Here is a 14,837-nt window from a genome sequence, read left to right on the forward strand (position 1 = left end):
CGTGTTCAAGCCCTCGTCTACCTGCTCCATGGCTGCCCGTTCTGCATGAAGGTTCGCGTGTTCCTGCTTGAGGCGAGACTGCTCGACCAGGTCGACATCCGGCTGGTCGAACAGGGCAGCAAAGAGAAGTGCCAGATCACAGAGAAGCTCGCCGCGCACCTGCCCAAGGTCGGCTTTCCAACTGTCGAGCTAACGCCGGGACAGTATATGACGGAATCCGACGAGATCATCGCCTGGTTTGCCAAGGGCGCCGCCATCGACATCGCGACGCTGCCGACCTTCCAGGATTATGTCGGCGGTATTTTCAAGGACCACATCAGCCTGTACCGCGAGAACATGCGGCTCAAGCAGCAGGCGGTCTGAGAGCCGGTTCGAAACTGGGTGTTTGACACCGGACCTTGATGGTGCAGTCTCTTCGCCAGTGGGAGAAGCGCTTTGGGTCGGGTTCACCACGGGAGCGTACTTGTTCACCTATGTGGGCGTCCGGAAGGCAGTCCGCGGCAATATTGTCGGATATGCTTTCTGTTCAGATGCCTCGATTACCGCGGAAGGCAAAGCGAAACGCGCGTTGTGCATGTATTCGCACGGCAATCCGCGCGACCATATCGACCATTCCTGCCATCGCCGCGCGTTCTGAGTGTTTATGAACGCGGGTGTAAAGCAAGTCCTGGCCTGTTCGACCGTTGGCGCCATCGTGGCTGCCTGAATTGCAGCCAAAAGCGCGGCGGGGCAAATCAACGCGGTCTTCCCTATCTGAATGTCGGTAGAGGCAGCAGCGTGAGACAAGTGGCGCCGCTTATCAGAGCGCCGGTATCCTGGCCATTCGCCTGTGACAAGCCTCACTGGTCAGGTCGCATCACACTGCCCTGTTTTGCGTTGGTGCACGGCCGCCGCCGTCGGCGACGAGCACAGCACCGGTGACGAAGGAGGCGGCATCGGAAGCCAGGAACAGACAGCAGTTGGCGATCTCAGACGGTTCGGCGACACGCCTGAGCGCAATACGGCCGGTGAGCGCGGTGAACTCCTCGTCGGGCGTCGAGCCGTTGGCCGCTGCCGCCACTTCCATTTCGTAGACGCTCATCGGCGTGCGCACCCAGCCAGGCGCCAACGCGTTGGCGCGGATGCCGTCGGGGCCATGTGCAAAGGCGAGCGAGCGGGTGTAGGAGACGAGTGCTGCCTTGCTGGCCGAATAGGCGGCATTTTGGCCGCTGGCGTTGAAGGCGCCGACGGAGGCGATGTTGACGATCGCGCCGCCGCGCTTTTTCATGAGCGGCAGTGCGGCGCGGCAGACCATCATGGCGCCCGTCACATTGACCGCAAAGCTGCGCGCCCAGGTCTCATCGCTCAGGCTCTCCGGCTCGTCGAGGATCATCACTCCGGCGGCGTTTACGACGATATCAAGACACCCGCCGCAGGCGTCGATAGCACGTGCGACATCGCCTGCGCTGGTGATGTCGCCGAGCACGGCGGCACCGTCGCTCGCCTTGACGGCGCCGTCCAGTCCCTCACCGCCGAGGCCGAAGGCGATGACTTCGGCGCCGTGCCGGCCGAACAATTCGGCAGTGGCGCGGCCCATTCCGGTGGCAGCACCGGTGATCAGCGCCTTGCGGCCTTCGAGGCATCGGCTCATGTCAGCCCCCAATGGCGCTCGACGGCGAAGCCGGTTTCCGGCAACGTTGAGCCGCCGTCGACGACGATCGTCTGGCCGGTGGTGTATTTGGCCTGCTCCGAGGCGAGATAGAGCATGGCATAGGCAATGTCGTCCGCCTCGCCGAGATGGCCAACGGGTATGTGTTGGCCGAGGCGCCCGGCGACTTCCGGCGCGCTCATCGTGCCCCTACCCGGCTTGGCTATGAAGCCCGGCTCGACACCGTTGACGGTAATGCCGTCGCGCGCGAATTCGAAGGCGGCACCCCGAATGAAGGCGTTGACGCCGGCCTTGGCGGCCGAGTAATGCGCGCCGCCGGCCATCGCCAAGCGCGCCGACACTGAAGAGGTGACAAGGATGCGGCCGAAGCCGTTCTTGCGCATCACCGGAATTGCTGCCTGCGCCAGCCAGAAGCAAGGCTTGAGGTTAAGCGCCAGCGCTTCATCGAGCTTGTCCTCGTCAAGATCCTCAATCGAGGCCCAGGGACAGCCGCCGGCATTGTGGACGACGATGTCGAGCCGGCTCGCCTGACGTACGATGTCGCCGACCAGTGCGTGCAGCCTGGCGCGGTCGAGCCCAGTAAGCGGAACCGCACGCACATCAAGCTTGCGGGCGGACAATTCGGAGGCCAGCGCTTTTGCCATATCGAACGTTCGATTGGCGATGACGACACTAGCACCGGCCACGGCGAAGCGGGTCACGATCGCAGCACCGATGCCGCGTCCGCCGCCGGTCACCAGCGCCACCTTGCCGCTGAGATCGAATGGTTTCGCCATCGCTCAGACGACTCCGGCGCCACGCACGAGATCAATGAAACGGGTGAAGACCTCGGCGTGGCGGTCGACATCGGCCTCGGTCGTCGCCGGACACATCAGGAACATGGTGTGGAAGGGCGTCACCAATATGCCCTCGTTCATGTAGAAGGCGTGCAGCAGCGTCTCGAGATCGCCGCGCCGGCCGGCGATGACGTCGGCGCCGTTCCGCGGCGGATCGGGCATGAACATGATCTCGGCGCGGGCGCCGATCTGCGTCACATGCCACGGCAACTTATTGGCGTTTATGATGCCACGTGCCATCTCCGCCAGCCGCGAGGCTCTGCCGATCATGATTTCGAAGTTGGCGGGCGTGAGCACCTCTTCCAGCACAGCGCGCATCGTGGCTACGGTGAGTGCGTTGCCGGCCAGCGTGCCGCCGATGCCGAGATGCCCCGACTGGCGCACGCGCGGATTGACCATCGGCACGATGGCCCACAACCGCTCGGCGATCGCCTGCGAGACGCCGAAGATGCCGGCCGGAATGCCGCCGGCGATGGCCTTCCCGGCGACCAGAATGTCCGGCTCCAGCCCATGCTCGGACGAATAACCGCCGGGTCCGCTGGAGATCGTATGCGTCTCGTCAATGATCAAGACCGTGCCGGTGCGGCGGGTGATCTCGCGAAGGGCTGCATGAAAGCCATCGGCGACCGGGATCATGCCGAAATTGGTCATCAGCGGCTCCGTCAGCACACAGGCGATGTCGCCGGCCGAGAGTGCCGTTTCGAGCGCAGCGACATCGTTGAACTCGACCACCCTCGATACGGCCGAATGGTCGACCCCGTTGGGATGGATCATGTTGCGCAGGCCGACACGGCCGTCGCGGATCTCGACATGCGCTTCCTCGACGCCGCCGTGATAGCAGCCGGAAAAGACCAGCACCTTGTCGCGGCCGGTGATCATGCGGGCGATGCGGATGGCGCCGCGATTGGCGTCGGTGGCCGAGGTGGTCAGCGTCCAGTAGGGCAGTCCGAAGCGACGATGCAGCTCAGTGCCAACCCACAGGCTGTCCTGCGTCGGCAGCATCATCGTTGTGCCGTTCTGCAACTGGCGGAGCGCGGCGCGCGTCACCGCCTCCGGCGCGTGGCCGCACATGCCGCCAGTGTCGCCAAGGGCGAAGTCGACATAGTCGTGACCGTCGATGTCTCCTATATGGGCGCCGCTGGCCGACGCGGCATAAACCGGGAAGCCGCCGGCCCAGCGCCGCATCCAGTGCGAGGGTCCGCCATAGAGGAAACGCTGCTTGCCCTCTTCCCAGGCCGCCGCTGAGCGCGGATGCGTGTCACTGAAGCGCGCCTGCTCGCGGTCAAGCAGCTCACCAATGGTCGTTGAATGCGAATCGCTTCTGCTGGCAGCCATCACAGCGCTTAACTCTCCCTGCCGCGCGATTATTTTGGGGCGCGCGCGCGTTCCAATCTGGTTCACTATTTGAACCAGCATTTTGTATGTTATAGACTGCAAGGTCGGTCGGCTGCTGTCAAGTTAATTCACATGCGAAGTATCTCGGAGAATCGATAATGAGCACAGTCGGCAAGGCGGTTTCGTTGCTCGAGCTGTTCACGCTCGGCGAACCGGAGATCGGCCTCTCCGACCTCGCCCGCAAGGCCGGTCTCGACAAAGCCACCGTAAGGCGCCTGCTGGTAGCGCTTTCCAACCACCGGCTGATCGAGCAGGAGCCGAAGAGTCGCCGCTACCGGCTGGGCGCCGGCCTGTCGCGGCTGGCCCGCATTCGCGACGCACATTTCCCCTTCGTCCGCGTCGCGGCGCCTGTGGCGCGAGAGCTTTCGCTCGAAACCGGCGAGACCGTGCATCTGTCGGAATTCAGCGCCGGGGCGCTGCTGACCGTCCATGTTGAGCTTTCCACCAAGGCCAACCGCGTCAATGTCGATGTTGGCCAGGTGCTGCCGCTGCACGGCACAGCGTCCGGCGTCGCCTTCCTGGCCGCTTCAAGCCCGGATGTGGTCGGCGCCTATTTCAAAAAGCCGCTGCAGGTGTTCACCCGGCATACGGTGACGCGGCCGGACAAGGTTGTGGAGGCGATACGGCTTGCCGCCACGCGCGGTTACTCTCGCAGCGCACAGGGCTATGAGGAAGGCGTGCACAGCATCGCCGCGGCGATCCTCGGCGCTGACGGCCAGCCGATCGGCACCTTGGCGGTGGCTTCACCCGTCTCACGCGTCGACGACGCGACCGCAGCCACACAGGGCAGGGCAGCAATCAAGGCAGCACGGTTGATCACGGCGCGTCTCACCGGCGAACCTTAGCCTTGCATCTCCGCGACGGATGCATCGGGCATGCCCTTGCGCCATAATCTCGCAAAATCGGGCGGAACGAGCGGCTGCCCTCCGCCCGGATATCCGCAGAGCGAAGACGCTCGCGCAATGCCGCGAGCGGCTCATATAGCCGGCGGTCAGATTTCTGCTGCCCAAAGATCAGTTTCCGATCGGTTCGACCGGCTGGTCGGAACACGCTCAGGGCGTTGGACGGACTTTCTCGAAAGAGGAACTCGGGGCGACTTCGCTGTACACGGTGGCGAGACGACGCCCGCGAGCAGACATCAGCCGTTGCGGAAGAGGTTTCGAGGCCGCTGCCTGCCGTTCTGAGAAAGCATCTCGACGAACCGTGCAACCTTGGGCGGGCGGAACCGGCCGGCCGGATACACGGCGTGGATGCCGCCGGTAGGCAGCGTCCAGGCAGGCAGAATCGGCACCAGCCGGCCAGCCGCCACATGATCGCCGACAAGAAAATCGGGAAGGATCGACATACCGGCGCCCGCTAGGGTTGCCTCCAGCACGGCCGGGGTGCTGTTGATCGTCATGCCGGGCTTCATGCGGACTGTCCGCAGTTCATGATCCCCCCGGGTAAACCGCCACACCAGCGGCTCCTTCAGCGCGACATTCGCGACAAAGGGGAGGCCGGACAGTTCCTCGGGCTCGCTCGGGGACAAGTCTCCGGCTATGTCGGGCGCGGCGACCAGAAATTGCCGGAATGAGCTGATCCGGCGCGCCTGCAGGCTGGAGTCGGTAAGCCAACCTACGCGAATCGAAAGGTCGATCTGGTTGGCGACCAGATCCATCCTGGCGTCCGAGAGGATGAGATCGACCCGGCATGCCGGATAGATTCGACAGAACTCGGCTGCCAGTGGCGCGACGGTGATCGCGCCGTAATCGTTGGACGCGGTGATCCGCAGTACGCCCAACGGCTGAGCATTGGTCTGGGCAAGTTCGGCGAAGGCCTCTTCTGCCTCGCTCAGGATCATCACGCATCGCGCGTGAAGCTGCCGGCCTGCCTCGGTCGGCTCGACCCTGCGCGTCGTGCGCAGCAGCAGGCTTGTCTTCAATTCCGCTTCAAGCCGCGCAACCTGTTGGCTGACGACTGTCTTGTTGACGCCTAGCCGATCGGCCGCGCGAGTGAACGAGCCCATGTCCACCACGGCCGCGAAGTACGCCAGTCTGTTGAGGTTGATCGCTTCCATGCTCGCCTGCTCCGATTGTGCGCTTATACCTCACATTGAATCCAATTCATCGATATTTATCGTCCAATCGAAACGGTCCATCCTTCTGTGCGTCGGGCAACCGGGTCCGCGCAGGAGGAAAAGCAGAGTGACGATCGAGGCTTTTCCCGCAATGGGCCACGTCTACGAGGCTCGCTTCGGCGACCTCGCCTTCCATCTGCAGTTCGATGCCGAGGCACCTTCATGCGCTTGCCTCCGGAGGCGGCCAAGTTCGCCAAGGCGGAGGCCGTCCGCGACCGGGCGCTGGAAGTTCGGCCAAGGGTGTTCATGGTCTGGACCGAGGTTGCCGGGACGACCGTGGGTCCATGTCGGGGACTGCGAGAACGGTATCGTCCACACCACGATCACTCGGCCCTATCTGAGCTTCCTGAATTTATCCGGCGGCTGGACCCGGCCGACTCGATCTCAATATCGCGCGCACCCCGATTTCTTCAGCGCCATCCAATCCGAGAGGACACCCACATGCTTACGAGGAGACAAGTCATGAAAACCACATTTGCCATCAGCGCCGCTGCCGTCTTCGCCCCTGCCGATATCGGCCGTGCGGCTGGAACCGGACTTGCCTGGAAGCATTTCCCGGCCGGCCCAAACGGTTTTTTCCGCGCCCCCGTCCTGCTTTCCGGCGCCACCGAGGCGCTGCTGATCGACGGCGGCTTCACCTATCCGGACGGCCGCGCGCTGGCCGAAGAGATCAAGGCCAGCGGCAAGAAACTGACCACGATCTATGTCAGCCAGTCGGACCCGGACTACTATTTCGGCCTGAAGCCGGTGCGTGAGGCATTCCCCGAGGCCAAGGTCGTCGCCGCCTCGGACACGGTTGCCGCGATCAAGGCGTCGGTCAAGAAGAAGCTCGATGTATGGGGACCCCAACTGAAGGAGAACGGTCCGCAGACGCTGGCCGACATCGTCCTGCCCGATGCGTTTGACGGTCCGTCACTGACTGTGGATGGTGAGACGGTGGAGTTCGTCGCCGCCGAGGGCCTCGCTAATCGCCGCTATCTCTGGGCGCCCTCGCTGAACGCGGTGTTTGGCGGCGTCCTGGTCTTCGCCGGCGTTCATGTTTGGACCGCCGACACCCCGACCAGGGAATCACGCGCGGTCTGGATTGCCAATCTCGACAAGATCGCAGCGCGCAAACCGACCGTCGTCGTGCCGGGGCACATGACGCCTGAGTCGCCGGTCGACATCTCCGCTGTCGAATACACCAAGACCTATCTTCTGGCCTTCGAGCAGGAACTCGCCAAGGCCGCGGACGCCGCGGCGCTGAAGAGCGCGATGGAGGCCCGCTTCCCAGGCCTCGGCATGGGCGTCGCCCTCGACATCGGCTCGAAGGTCGCGAAGGGCGAGATGAAGTGGGGCTGAGATGAGCGCCAATTCGATCTGATCCGGAGGACCTATGAAGGGTCCTCTCCGAGGAGAACGGCGGCGATCTGCTCGCCGTGCTCGCGCGTCCGAAGTCGAATAGACCGAGGCGGAACGCCTTCCCTGTGCCGGCATGGACGCCCTGATGAATGTGTCTTCCAGTGCTTGGCCACCGAGCGGACCGGCTATCGCGCCGACGTCCACGGCTATCTCGCCGACGGCGACCGGGTACCGGCCTTTGAAACGGCTCGACCGCAAGATCGGGCCTTTCCGCACGGCAGCGGCATGGGGCCCTTCAGTAACGCGGACACCAGGATGCCGGCCGACTTCGTCCGGCGCGGCGTGAAGCACCTCCGCCGTTGCGGCAAAGATGCTTATCATGTTAAGGATGACGTGGCGCTGCCGCTGCGTCACAATCCCGCGACAAGACGGGAACAACGAGAATGTGGAGGAGACTATGATCGCCCACCACGTGAGCGTCGCCGACGGCGAGGCTTTCCTATCTGCGTCGCGGATGCTGTTCGGCCCGATCACCCAGCGTTTCTCACGCGGCGAGGCGCCGTCGCTGCCGAAGCTCGTTTCCGTGCATCTCGGCTCCTGCCGGCTTTCCGAGATCAAGGCCAAGTCGCATCTGGTCGTCAGCGACCGTACCTTCTGGCGCAGCTTCGATCCCGACGCGATCAAGATCCTGATGCAGCTCAGCGGTCACAGCCGCTTCGAGCAGCAGGAGGTCGCGGTCGATCTCGGCCCACGCGCTGCGATCATCTATGATCCAATGCGCAGCTATTCGCTGCAAAACCTGTCGGATGTTGACCAGCTCATCCTGCAGGTGCCGCGCTCGACCTTCGGCGACGGGACGCTGGCGCGGCTCTCGGCGCCGGTGCCGTTGCCCGGCAACGACGACAGCCTCACCCATATCGTTTCCGGTCTGATGCAGATGGCGATCGGCACCGCTCACAAGCTCGACGAGGCCGGCTGCCGCCGTGTCGGAGAAAGCTTGATACAACTCGTCAACGGACTGATCCAGGCAAAGCCGACGGCGCCGGACTTCCGCCGCTCGCCGCTGGAAGCGCTGCGCGAACGCATCGTCGCCTATATCGACGCCAACCTGGCGCGCTCAAACCTGTCGGCCGAGGACATAGCCCGCCACATGGGCTGCTCCCGCCGCTATCTGCACCGCGCCTTCGAAGGCGAAGGCACCACACTGGAGCGGTTCGTGTGGGATAGGCGGCTGGAGCGCAGCAAGGAGGAGCTGCTGTCGCCCGCCCGCGCCTCAGCCTCCATCTCGGAAATCGCGTTTGCCTGCGGGTTCAATTCGAGCGCACATTTTTCGCGGGCGTTCAGAAGCAAGTATGACGTGGCGCCGAGAGATTTGCGGGAGCGAGTGCGTATGGTGGTGCATTAGGAAGGTGCTGTTAGCCGTACCTTTATCGGATACAGCAAATTGTTTTGCGCCCGTATGAGGCACATTGTATCCTCACCTTCCATAATTTTTCGAGGGCTCTCACTCCCGACTTGCAGCGCTGACGCTTCAACAGGGCTCTACCCAGACCTCAAGCCGTCCGCGCCCTGCCCGCAAAACTCCGCATCAGCCCCTTCGGCAAGAACAGCATCGCCAAGATGATGGTCAGCCCCGAAATCACCGGGTGGTAATCCGGCACCACTATGCGCGCCAGGTCGAACACCGCGTACATGACGAAGGCGCCGAGGATCGGGCCGAGCAGGGTGCCGGTGCCGCCGACCACCGTCATCATCAGCGGCAAAAGCATCCAGTCGAGGTCGAAGACGGAGTCCGGGCCGACATGGAAGATGTAGTAGGTATAGAGGCTGCCGGCGACGCCGGCGATGAAGGCGCTGCCAGCAAAGGCGGCGACCTTGACCCTCAGCGTGTCGATACCGTTGGCCGAAGCCGCCATCTCGTCATCGCGCACGGCGATCAGCGCCAGGCCGTAGCGCGAGCGCATCAGCAAGCGGATGGCAAGCGCCGTGCCCACCATCAGGCCGAGCCCGACCAGATAGTGCGGCAAGAGCGTATCGAAGGTGCCGGCGGGCGCCACGACGCCGAATGCGCCGCCGGTGAAATCACCACCATTGATGAACATCACCTTGATGATCTCGCCGAAGCCGAGCGTGCCGAGCGCGAAATAGTCGCCGCGCAGCTTTGACAGCAGCGGCAGGCCGATGATGATGGCGGCGACGGCCGCGACCAGCCCGCCCAGCATCATCGTCACCGGGTCGAAATAGTAGATCCGCGGATAGGCGTCATAGAACGTGCCCCAGAGATAATTGCCGCTCCACAGAATGGCGGTGGTGTAGGCGCCGAGCCCGAAGAAGGCATGGTTGCCGAGGCTGATCTGGCCGCCGAAGCCGGCAACGAGGTTCCAGCCTTGCGCCATAGTGGCGTAGATGAAAACGAAGAACAGGAACGAGAAGGCATAAGAATCGATCGCGCCGGGCAGGAGCGGCACCAGCGCGAGGGCAGCGACCACGGCAATTGCGATCCCAATCCAGAATTGTTCCGGCAAGGCTTTCATCATCATGACGCTCAAGCCTTCTTGTAGGGCCGGCTGAACAGGCCTTCCGGCTTGAACATCAGCACCGCCAGGAACACGCCGTAGGCGATGGCGTTGGTCCAGCCGCCCGAGATGAAATACTGCACATAGGCTTCGATCAGGCCGAGGATGATGCCGCCGGCAAGTGCGCCCGCGACATTGCCGATCCCGCCCAGCGCCAGCGCCACCAGCGCCTTGAGGCTGAAGATGAAGCCGGCGAACGGGTTGAACGGGAAAGTCGTCGCCACCGCGACGCCGGCCGCTCCGGCGAGTCCGATGCCGATCGCGAAGGCGACGGCGTTGACGCGGTGCGGGCTGATGCCCATCAGCGTCGCCGCCTCCATGTCCTCGGAGGCCGCGCGCACCGCCTTACCAACCAATGTCTTGCGCAGGAATAGCACCACCAGGCCGGTACCGGCGAGCGCAATCACGAAGCCCATCGAGCGGGTGAAGGAGGTGCGCACGCCCAAAATCTCGATGCCGCTCGCCGTGTAGGAGGTGACGATGGCCGCGGTGTTGCCGCCCCAGATAACCGTCATCAGGTTCTGGATCAGGAACATCAGACCGACCGCGATCAAGAGTGAGATGTTGCGGTCCTCCGCTGCCGCCGCGCGGCGAAACAGGCCTTGGTAGACCAGCCAGCCGACGACGAGCCCGACGGGCACGACGATCAGCAGCGACGCGAAAGGGTCGATGCCGACGCCGTAGAACAGCGCCCGTACGAAATAGGCGGACAGGATGATCATCGCGCCCTGCGCCAGAAAGATCAGCCGCATGGTGCCGAAGATGAGGCTGAGGCCCACCGCCGCAACGCCGTACATGGCGCCGCCCAGCGCGCCGTTGAGCGACAGCTGCAGCAGGATTTCCGGAGGCGGAATGTTCTGCATCATTGCACCTCCAAGACGCCCATATAGGCCTTCTGGATTTCGGGATCGGCGATGAGCTCGGCACCAGTGCCTTGCATGGCAAGCTCGCCGGTTTTCAGCACGAAGGCATAGTCGGCGACCTTCAGTGCCTGATGGATGTTCTGCTCGACCAGGAGGATGGTGACGCCCTGCTTGTGCAAGGTCTCGATCAGCGCGAACATCTGCTGCACCACGATCGGGCTGAGCCCCAGCGACGGCTCATCGAGGATGAGCAGCGACGGGTCCGACATGGTGGCGCGCGCGATCGCCAGCATCTGCTGCTCGCCGCCGGAGAGCGAACCGGCCTTCTGCCCTGCCCGCTCCTTTAGCCGCGGAAACAGCGTGTAGGCTTTCTCCAGCGACTGCTTGAAGCGCTTCCGCACCTTGGGTTGGAAGGCGCCGAGCTCGAGGTTTTCCAGCACGGTCATCTGCCGGAACAGGCCGCGCCCTTCCGGTACATGCGCGATGCCCATCGCCGCGATCTCCTCCGGCGCCTTGCCGGCCAGCGGCGCGCCGGAGAGGAAGATCTCGCCGCGCTTCGGCTTCAGCAGACCGGAGATGGTCTTCAGCAGCGTCGTCTTGCCCGCGCCGTTGGCGCCGACAATGGCGACGATGCTGCCGGCGTCGACGTGGATCGACACGCCCCACAGCGCTCCGACGTCGCCATAGGCGACTTCCAGATTGGTGACGTCAAGCAGCCGGTTCGCCAAGATAGGCCTCTATCACTTTGCGGTTGGCGACGATCTCGCGCGGCGTGCCGTCGGCGATCTTCTCGCCATGGTCCAGCACGATCACCCGGCTGCATACCTTCATGATGGCATCGACCTTGTGCTCTACCCACAGGATCGAGACCCCCTTGTCTGTGCGCACGCGGCGGATGACATCGACCGTGCGCTGGATCTCGGTCGGGTTCAGCCCCGCCATCGGTTCGTCCAGCAACAGCAGCCCCGGGCTGGAGGCAACGGCTCGCGCGATCTCCAGCAGCCGCCGGTCGGACAACGTCATATGCGCGGTGCGGACATCGCGCTTGGCGGTCAACCCGACCAGTTCAAGTGCCTCCTCGGCGGCTGCCGTCGCATGCTTGACGCGGCCGCCCGAGCCATAGACGGCACCTACCATGATGTTCTCGAAGGCCGTCATGGTCAGGAACGTGCGCACCAGCTGGAAGGTGCGGGCAATGCCGAGCCGGCAGATGCGATGCGGGGCCGTGCCGGTGATGTCCTCGCCACGGAAGCGGATACGGCCCTGGGTTGGGGTGTAGAGCGCGGTAATTACGTTGAACAGTGTCGACTTGCCGGCGCCGTTGGGACCGATCAGCCCGATCAGCTCATTGGCTCCGACGGCGATGTCGATGTTGTTGAGCACGACAAGCCCGCCGAACCGCTTCTGGATCGCCTCGAGGCGAAGCAAGGTTTCGTCAGGCTGCATCGTGTGTTTCCGTTTCTCGAGGGGAAGCTATCCGCGCAATCTATCGAGGTCAGCGCCGCCCTCATCGCCCTGCCGGCCTTCTCCCCGAGTAGGACGGGGAGAAGGGCAGGCGGCAACGTCGGAGCCCGTGCCCTCGCCGCTCAGCGCTTGTCCCAGGCCGGCGCCGGCTTGTAGGTCCAGTTGCCATTCGGGAAGATCAGCTGGTGCTTGCCTTGCCACCATTGCGTGGCAACGCTGGGGATCAGCGCAAAGCCGGTCTGGTCGAATTTGAGATCGCCGACGACGGTGTCCTTGAATTCCTGGTTGAAGACCGCGTCATGCAGCGCGGCGGCATCGGTGGTTCCCGCCTTTTCGATCGCCTGCGCCAGCACCTGCGCATTAGCGTAGAAGGCGCCGACTGTGACGGAGTCCTTCTTGAATTCGGCCTCGTAGCGATCGCCGAGTTCCTTGGCGCCGCGATAGGGATAGCTCGACGACCAGAAACCGTCGGTCATGATGTAGTCCGAATCCGCTCCGAGCGCTTCGTGGAACTCGCCCGTCCAGGTGCCCTTCCAGCCATGCAGATAAGGCACGGAGAAGCCGAGCTCCTTCATCTGGCGCAGCAGCGTCACCGTGTCGGCCGGCGAGCCGAACACCAGCATGGCGTCGACATTGGCGGCCTTGAGCTTGGTGATCAGCGCCGAATAGTCGGTGGCCCCGATCGCCCAGGGATCGTCGACCGCGAAAGTGTAGCCATATTTCTTGGCCGCCGCCTCGAAGGCGCCGCCAAAGCCCTTGCCGTCGGGCGAATCCTCGGTGACAAGTGCCGGGTTCTTCGGCTTCTCATTGGCCGGCAGCTTGTTCCAGATCTCGAATGGCACCTCGGCGCCCGGCCCCGGGTGGAAGAAGAAGAGGGCCGAGTATTTGAGCTTCAACGGCTGCCACTCGAACGGGAACGCCGTCGTGATCATGTAGAACTTCTTGTATTTCTCGGCGACGATGGCACCGGCGATGTTCATCGGCCCGGAATGGGTCGATAGCAGCGCGTCGACCTTCTGCACCTTGATGAGGTTTTCCAGCGCCGAGGCGACCTTGCCTTCCGAGCTTTCGTCGTCGGCGACGACGAGGCGCACCGGCAGCTTCTTGCCGGCCGACTTGAGCATGATGCCGCCGGCCTTGTTGATGTCGGCCACCGCTTGCTCATAGGCCCATTTCTGCTCCTTGCCGTCGCCGGCCAGCGGCCCGGTCAAGGAGATCGGAGCGCCGATGACGATCTCGTCGCCGGCGGCATTCGCGACTCCTGTGCCGCCGGCCGCAAGTGCGGTCGACAGCACCAGGCCCGCCAGCATTGCCTTCAGATTGTTTCCCATTGCATCCTCCCAGGTTGTTTCATCGGCCGGACGCATCGGCGCCCGCCCGCATGCCTCAGACCGTCGCTGCCGCGACCAGCCTGGTATCGGTGAACTGCTCGAAACTCACGGCTTTACCGTCGTCCATCTCCCAGACATGGACGACGCGCGCCGACATTTGCTTGCCGGTCTTCCTGTAGGTGCCCGAATAGGTGCCGATGCCGACGATGGTGGCGCCGCCGTCGACCAGTCTTTCGAGCTTCAGCGTGTAGCCGTCCCACTCCTCGCCGATGCGCTTGAAGACCCCCGCTATGATGGCGTCGGGGCCGACATAGGTGCCGGCATAGGGGAAGCCCGCCATTTCGGTCCAGGCGGTGCGGCTGGTGATTGGCGCCATCATCGCAGATAGGTCCTTGGCATCGGAACCGGCGTAATGGGCCTTGATCGCTTCGTAGTTCTTGTTCATCGCGTTCTCCCGCGCGGTCAGACCGGCGCCTTGCCTTCGTCGTAGACGGTTCTGGATTTCTTCTCGATGTGAGCGCCGGCCGGCTTGTTCTCGACCTTGCCCAGGCTGGTCACGCCGAGGAATTTCCCGGTCGAGCGCATGACGTCCCAATTGTAGAAGAACAGCGAGGCGACCGGGATGATGAACTCGCGGAAGCCGAACACATATTGGTTGTCGGCAAACTTCCAGGTGGTCGCCAGGTCGACGTCGCCATGGCCACGCTGGATGCCGACGAGGTTCTGCCAGGCATAGCGCTCGGAGCTTAGATAGATGTGCTCGTAGACGTGGTTGGGGCTGTATGTGTAGTGCGCGGTGAGCCCGATCAGGTCCCGGGTCGGCGCCGGCTTGATACCGGTCGGCGCGTTGCTGGGATCCCCGAGCACGCCGGCCGACCAGGTCTGCGCGACGCGCGGCTCGCCGGGCGCTTCGCCTGCTTCACGCACCCGTTCGCGCACCGACAGCACCCGGCGCGTGCTTGTGTTGACGATGTAGGCCTCATCCTCGGTCGGCCGGGCGGCGAAAGTCATGTTGATGAAGAACACGTTGGCGGCGACTTCGAGCGCCTCGTACCAGTCCGCGCCGGCCTCGCTGCCCTCGCTCCACGCCACCGTGTCGGGCGACGTGAAGGCAAGGTCGATTGTGCGCCCCGTGTCGAGCGTGATCTTGAAGGTCTGGCCGCGCAACGCTGATGTCGTCGCCAGCCGGTTGGTGGCGATGCCGGCGGCGAAATCGTCGAAATGCTTCCAGTCCGCCGGCCTGTTCTGGTCGTTCATCGCACTCCCC

General features: G+C 63.8%; 15 protein-coding genes. 4 read left to right on the plus strand and 11 right to left on the minus strand.

Annotated features, from left to right (window positions below; genetic code table 11):
• Positions 1 to 45 precede the first annotated feature (45 nt).
• Positions 46 to 363, plus strand: a complete 318-nt coding sequence (locus tag NKH90_RS05555) for a glutathione S-transferase N-terminal domain-containing protein (RefSeq protein ID WP_352817933.1) — start codon at positions 46 to 48, stop codon at positions 361 to 363.
• A gap of 493 nt (positions 364 to 856) precedes the next feature.
• Here NKH90_RS05555 and NKH90_RS05560 read toward each other — a convergent pair whose 3' ends face one another.
• From NKH90_RS05560 to NKH90_RS05570, 3 genes are read right to left on the minus strand one after another with little or no spacing between them, the layout of a single operon-like run.
• The gene (locus tag NKH90_RS05560) at positions 857 to 1,630 is read right to left on the minus strand and encodes an SDR family NAD(P)-dependent oxidoreductase (protein ID WP_352817935.1); all 774 of its coding nucleotides are present in this window, start codon (positions 1,628 to 1,630) and stop codon (positions 857 to 859) included.
• Positions 1,627 to 2,424 carry an SDR family oxidoreductase gene (locus tag NKH90_RS05565; protein ID WP_352817938.1) on the minus strand — a complete coding sequence of 266 codons (798 nt, stop codon included), beginning with the start codon at positions 2,422 to 2,424 and terminating at the stop codon, positions 1,627 to 1,629. The genes NKH90_RS05560 and NKH90_RS05565 overlap by 4 nt, the downstream gene beginning before the upstream one ends.
• Before the next feature lie 3 nt (positions 2,425 to 2,427).
• Positions 2,428 to 3,819, minus strand: coding sequence for a transaminase (locus NKH90_RS05570; protein WP_352817940.1), 1,392 nt, complete (start codon positions 3,817 to 3,819; stop codon positions 2,428 to 2,430).
• A gap of 158 nt (positions 3,820 to 3,977) precedes the next feature.
• On the opposite strand from NKH90_RS05570, the gene NKH90_RS05575 reads away from it, so the two are divergent.
• Positions 3,978 to 4,724, plus strand: coding sequence for an IclR family transcriptional regulator (locus tag NKH90_RS05575; protein ID WP_352817945.1), 747 nt, complete (start codon positions 3,978 to 3,980; stop codon positions 4,722 to 4,724).
• 293 nt (positions 4,725 to 5,017) lie between these two features.
• Here NKH90_RS05575 and NKH90_RS05580 read toward each other — a convergent pair whose 3' ends face one another.
• Positions 5,018 to 5,935, minus strand: a complete 918-nt coding sequence (locus tag NKH90_RS05580; protein ID WP_352817948.1) for a LysR family transcriptional regulator — start codon at positions 5,933 to 5,935, stop codon at positions 5,018 to 5,020.
• Positions 5,936 to 6,436: 501 nt separating this feature from the next.
• Between NKH90_RS05580 and NKH90_RS05585 the strand changes: the two genes are divergently transcribed.
• Positions 6,437 to 7,336, plus strand: a complete 900-nt coding sequence (locus tag NKH90_RS05585; protein WP_352539269.1) for an MBL fold metallo-hydrolase — start codon at positions 6,437 to 6,439, stop codon at positions 7,334 to 7,336.
• Positions 7,337 to 7,793: 457 nt separating this feature from the next.
• Positions 7,794 to 8,741, plus strand: a complete 948-nt coding sequence (locus NKH90_RS05590) for a helix-turn-helix domain-containing protein (RefSeq protein ID WP_352767497.1) — start codon at positions 7,794 to 7,796, stop codon at positions 8,739 to 8,741.
• A gap of 148 nt (positions 8,742 to 8,889) precedes the next feature.
• On the opposite strand, the gene NKH90_RS05595 is transcribed toward NKH90_RS05590, so the two are convergent.
• From NKH90_RS05595 to NKH90_RS05625, 7 genes are all read right to left on the minus strand, one after another.
• On the minus strand, positions 8,890 to 9,876 hold the full coding sequence (locus NKH90_RS05595; RefSeq protein WP_352469659.1) for a branched-chain amino acid ABC transporter permease: 987 nt from the start codon (positions 9,874 to 9,876) through the stop codon (positions 8,890 to 8,892).
• A 5-nt stretch (positions 9,877 to 9,881) separates the two neighbouring features.
• Positions 9,882 to 10,778, minus strand: a complete 897-nt coding sequence (locus NKH90_RS05600) for a branched-chain amino acid ABC transporter permease (RefSeq protein ID WP_352469658.1) — start codon at positions 10,776 to 10,778, stop codon at positions 9,882 to 9,884.
• Entirely contained in the window at positions 10,775 to 11,503 is a 729-nt protein-coding gene (locus NKH90_RS05605) for an ABC transporter ATP-binding protein (protein ID WP_502893727.1), read from the minus strand. Before NKH90_RS05605 ends, NKH90_RS05600 begins: the two co-directional genes overlap by 4 nt.
• On the minus strand, positions 11,484 to 12,221 hold the full coding sequence (locus tag NKH90_RS05610) for an ABC transporter ATP-binding protein (protein WP_027027454.1): 738 nt from the start codon (positions 12,219 to 12,221) through the stop codon (positions 11,484 to 11,486). Before NKH90_RS05610 ends, NKH90_RS05605 begins: the two co-directional genes overlap by 20 nt.
• 140 nt (positions 12,222 to 12,361) lie before the next feature.
• The gene (locus NKH90_RS05615; protein ID WP_352539272.1) at positions 12,362 to 13,570 is read right to left on the minus strand and encodes an amino acid ABC transporter substrate-binding protein; all 1,209 of its coding nucleotides are present in this window, start codon (positions 13,568 to 13,570) and stop codon (positions 12,362 to 12,364) included.
• Positions 13,571 to 13,625: 55 nt separating this feature from the next.
• On the minus strand, positions 13,626 to 14,015 hold the full coding sequence (locus NKH90_RS05620; RefSeq protein ID WP_352469655.1) for a nuclear transport factor 2 family protein: 390 nt from the start codon (positions 14,013 to 14,015) through the stop codon (positions 13,626 to 13,628).
• Positions 14,016 to 14,032: 17 nt separating this feature from the next.
• Positions 14,033 to 14,827 (minus strand): MoaF C-terminal domain-containing protein, encoded by a 795-nt coding sequence (locus tag NKH90_RS05625; protein ID WP_352469654.1) that lies wholly within the window; start codon positions 14,825 to 14,827, stop codon positions 14,033 to 14,035.
• Between the last annotated feature and the right edge of the window lie 10 nt (positions 14,828 to 14,837).

It is taken from the genome of Mesorhizobium sp. M0898 (genome assembly GCF_040319695.1).
Lineage (GTDB): Bacteria > Pseudomonadota > Alphaproteobacteria > Rhizobiales > Rhizobiaceae > Mesorhizobium.